This is a genomic window from Stenotrophomonas sp. 05L44_2, from assembly GCF_056665995.1.
The window spans coordinates 1-4,312 of the sequence record NZ_JBFTNR010000352.1 but is presented as its reverse complement, the minus strand read 5'-3'; the positions used below and the strand labels follow the sequence as shown (position 1 = coordinate 4,312).

The 4,312-nt window shown below is 65.4% G+C and carries 4 protein-coding genes; 1 reads left to right on the top strand and 3 read right to left on the bottom strand.

Annotated elements, in window-relative coordinates; all coding sequences use genetic code 11:
* Positions 1–73 precede the first annotated feature (73 nt).
* From AC1VAN_RS13235 to AC1VAN_RS13225, 3 genes are all read right to left on the bottom strand, one after another.
* Positions 74–556 carry an META domain-containing protein gene (locus tag AC1VAN_RS13235; RefSeq protein WP_480985956.1) on the bottom strand — a complete coding sequence of 161 codons (483 nt, stop codon included), beginning with the start codon at positions 554–556 and terminating at the stop codon, positions 74–76.
* 140 nt (positions 557–696) lie between these two features.
* Positions 697–1,524, bottom strand: coding sequence for an META and DUF4377 domain-containing protein (locus tag AC1VAN_RS13230; RefSeq protein ID WP_282280354.1), 828 nt, complete (start codon positions 1,522–1,524; stop codon positions 697–699).
* Positions 1,525–1,597: 73 nt separating this feature from the next.
* The gene (locus AC1VAN_RS13225) at positions 1,598–2,392 is read right to left on the bottom strand and encodes an undecaprenyl-diphosphate phosphatase (protein WP_032978010.1); all 795 of its coding nucleotides are present in this window, start codon (positions 2,390–2,392) and stop codon (positions 1,598–1,600) included.
* Between the two features lie 219 nt (positions 2,393–2,611).
* Here AC1VAN_RS13225 and glnA point away from each other — a divergent pair, with 219 nt between their 5' ends.
* A complete protein-coding gene (gene glnA, locus AC1VAN_RS13220; protein ID WP_480985955.1) occupies positions 2,612–4,021 on the top strand; it encodes a type I glutamate--ammonia ligase in 1,410 nt (469 codons plus the stop codon).
* The last annotated feature ends 291 nt before the right edge of the window (positions 4,022–4,312 follow it).

Sequence of the window (4,312 nt, the reverse complement as noted above, 5' to 3'; positions counted from 1 at the left end):
CCGCTGTACGTGGCAGCCGGCCAGCGGCCGGCTCTACCCACCAGCGAAGAAGGGCGGCCAGTGGCCGCCCTCTTCATTTCGCCGGCAGCGGCGCGGGTTTGAACACCAGCACTTCGCCCTTGGCATTGCGCACGACCAACGCACCGGTGTCGTCCAACGCGAGGGTGGGTGCGGTATCGCGACCGTGAAACAGCGTTTCGGCTCGCCGTTCCTGCGCATCCACCTTGGGATTGATGCACAGCGCGGTGGTCCGGATGCCGCTCTCCAGGATCAGCCGGTCGTCCTGCAGGTGGTAATGACTGCTGGCCTGGTTGCACAGGTTCAACTCGCTCATGTAGCCGGGCTGGAAGCGCAGCGTGTACGGCGCCCGGCCCCTGACGAACAACGCGTCGATACGCTTGCCCTGCGCGTCGGTGGCGCGCGTGAGCTGCCACGGATGGGCTTCAAGCTGGTCGGTGGTGGGTGTGCTGGCGGCGCGTGCACTGCTGCCAATGCCAATGCCAATGCCAATGCCGATGGCCAGCCAGGCCAGTGTGAGCATGTACGTCCGTTTCATGCCGATCTCCCTGATGCATGTGGGTAGTGCCGACCGCTGGCCGGCATGTTCCGCAGGTCGCCTGAGCTGTGTGCAGCCGCCGGCCAGAGGCCGGCCCTGCCCACAACGAAGAAGGGCGACCTCGCGRCCGCCCTCCTGCATTACTTCTTCTCGATGGCCGACTCGACCACCATGTCCAGCACGTACGCCTGCGACGGCGCATCGGCCGGCGGGTTCTTCACTTCGTAGCGCTTCACACGCACCACGTTGCGCACGCCGTCTTCGTGGGTGTAACCCTCGATGTTGCCGTAGAAGTTCTCGAACTTGCCCGGCTCGCCCTGCTTCAGGCCCTTGTCGTCGAACTTCACTTCGCGCACCTGCAGGCACTGGTAATCCGGGATCAGCGGGTGCGAGCACTTCTCGGTCTTCGCAGCCACTTCCAGGAACACGGTTTCGCCGGCGCCGCCATAGCGCGTTTCAGCGGTCGGTTCCGGGTTGAACACCAGCACGTCGCCCTTGGCGGTGGTCAGGGTCAGCACGCCGTTGGCATCCTGTTCGGCCTTCAGTTCGCCCTGCAGACGGCTGGAGACGGCTTCGTCCAGCGCCATCAGCGCTTTGTCGGTGCAGGCCATCATGGTCGAGGCCATCGCGCTCACGCTCAGCTTGCCATCGGCCAGGGTGTAACCGCCGCCCATGCGGTTGCAGGTGTTGCTGACCGACAGGCGGCCATCAACGAAGTCCAGGGTGACCGGCTTGTCTGCGCGGGCAAACAGCGCATCGATGCGCTTGCCATCGGCCGCGGTGGCCTGCTGCAGCAGCCAGTGCTGGCTCTGCAGGCGCTGCGCATCCAGGTGTGCCAGCGCCTTCTGGTCGCCGGCCTTGGCCGCGGCCGGGGCCAGATCGTCACCGCCGGTACCGGCCGGGGCAGGGGTCTGGCTGCAGGCGGCCAGCAGGGCCAGCGGGAGGAGCAGGGTGAGCTTGCGGTTCATGGTGATTCTCCTTGGGGAACCGAGGGGGAAACGGACCGGGGCCGGCAACGGGGTTGCCGTGCCCCGGCGCTGTTCAGCTGCCGGATGGCAACCACAGCAGCAATGCAGCGCCCAGGGCGATGCGGTAAATCGCGAACGCCGTGAAGCGATGCGACTTGATGTAGCCCATCAACCACTTCACTACGACGAAGCCGGTGATGGCTGCGGCAAGGAAGGCCACGCCAACGTCGGTCCAGTTCTCGCTGCCCAGGTTCCCTTCCTTGGCCAGTTCCAGGAAGGTGTAGGCGCTGGCGGCGAACATGGTGGGAATGCCGACCAGGAACACGAACTCGGCAGCGGCCGCGCGGCGGCTCAGGCCCAGCAGCATGGCCAGGAAGATCGCCGAGGCCGAGCGCGAGGTACCGGGGAACACGCCGGCCACCACCTGCGCCAGGCCAACACCGATGGCCACCGTCCAGGTCACCTGGTCGCGATCGGGCAGGCGCGCGGTATAGGCCTCCACCAGCAGCATCCAGATGCCGCCGATGATCAGCGCCCAGGCCACCGGGCTGACGGTTTCCGGCAGCGACCAGCCGGCCTTGCGCACCACCAGGCCGACTACTGCGGTTACCAGGAAGGCCGCGCCGAGCTTGAACACGTACTCGCGGTTCTCGCGCTGGCCGAAGCCGGTGGCCAGCTGCAGCAGGCGCTGGCGGAACACCAGCACCACGGCCAGGATCGCACCGGCCTGGATGATGATGTTGAAGAAGTCCGATCGCGCGCCCAGCCAGTGCTGGGCGATCAGCAGGTGGCCGGTGCTGGAGATCGGCAGGAATTCGGTCAAGCCTTCGAGGATGCCCAGCAGCAGGGCGGAGAGCAGGTCGGACATGGACGGTGCGGGCGCTGGCGGCGGAAGAAGCCCGAGAGAATAGACGATCCATGCCGCACCAAACGGGTGCGTGCGGCAATCCGCGCACCCGTTTGGTGCATGTGCGTCTGCACCGCGCTGGGGCAGGCGCTTTGAAATCAACAACTTGTGAAGGCCGAAAAGTTGGCACGGTCGTTGCTGTACCTCAGCAGGCATTCATTCCCATCCGAGGTCGTACCGATGTCCGTGGAAAACGTTGAGAAGCTGATCAAGGACAACCAGATCGAGTTCGTCGATCTGCGTTTCGTCGACATGCGTGGCGTCGAGCAGCACGTCACCTTCCCGGTCAGCATCATCGAGCCGTCGCTGTTCGAAGAAGGCAAGATGTTCGATGGCAGCTCGATCGCCGGCTGGAAGGGCATCAACGAATCGGACATGGTGCTGCTGCCCGATACCGCCAGCGCCTACGTCGACCCGTTCTATGCCGATCCGACCATCGTGATCAGCTGCGACATCCTCGACCCGGCCACCATGCAGCCGTACGGCCGCTGCCCGCGCGGCATCGCCAAGCGCGCCGAGGCCTACCTGAAGTCCTCGGGCATCGCCGAAACCGCGTTCTTCGGCCCGGAGCCGGAATTCTTCATCTTCGATTCGGTCCGTTTCGCCAATGAAATGGGCAATACCTTCTTCAAGGTCGATTCGGAAGAAGCCGCCTGGAACAGCGGCGCCAAGTACGACGGCGCCAACAGCGGCTACCGTCCGGGCGTGAAGGGCGGTTACTTCCCCGTTCCGCCGACCGACACCCTGCACGACCTGCGTGCGGAGATGTGCAAGACCCTGGAACAGGTCGGCATCGAAGTGGAAGTGCAGCACCACGAAGTGGCCACCGCCGGCCAGTGCGAGATCGGCACCAAGTTCAGCACSCTGGTGCAGAAGGCCGACGAACTGCTGCGGATGAAGTACGTCATCAAGAACGTCGCCCACCGCAACGGCAAGACCGTCACCTTCATGCCCAAGCCGATCGTCGGCGACAACGGCAGCGGCATGCACGTGCACCAGTCGCTGTCCAAGGGCGGCACCAACCTGTTCTCCGGCGACGGCTACGGCGGCCTGAGCCAGCTGGCGCTGTGGTACATCGGCGGCATCTTCAAGCACGCCAAGGCCATCAACGCCTTCGCCAACTCGGGCACCAACAGCTACAAGCGCCTGGTGCCGGGCTTCGAAGCCCCGGTGATGCTGGCCTACTCGGCGCGCAACCGTTCGGCCTCGTGCCGCATTCCGTGGGTGTCCAACCCGAAGGSSCGCCGCATYGAARTGCGCTTCCCCGATCCGATSMASTCSGGCTACCTGRYSTTCRCCGCGCTGATGATGGCCGGCCTGGACGGCRTCAAGAACCAGATCGACCCGGGCGCACCGAGCGACAAGGATCTGTACGACCTGCCGCCGGAAGAAGAGAAGCTGATCCCGCAGGTCTGCTCCTCGCTGGACCAGGCGCTGGAAGCGCTGGACAAGGACCGCGAGTTCCTCAAGGCCGGTGGCGTGATGAGCGATGACTTCATCGACGGTTACATCGCGCTGAAGATGCAGGAAGTGACCAAGTTCCGCGCGGCGACCCACCCGCTGGAATACCAGCTGTACTACGCCAGCTGACCGGCTGCGATGGCGGTGGGTAACCCCTCCCACCCGCCGCCATCGCATCCGTCTTTGCGGCTGGGGAGCCGCAGGGCGGGCTCCGGCCCGCCGTGGTAGAGCGGACCGTTGGTCCGCTGCATTGGAAACGCGGGCCCTTGGCCCGCAGATCCAGGGGCAAGAGAGAGACCGGACACGCGACATGGGCCGCCCTCCCTCCCGCGTCGGCCGTGCAAGGAGAGAGGCACGGCTGTCCCGGCCCGATTCGTGTCCGGTGCAACAGCCACGGCCATCACCACGATGGCCCGTGGT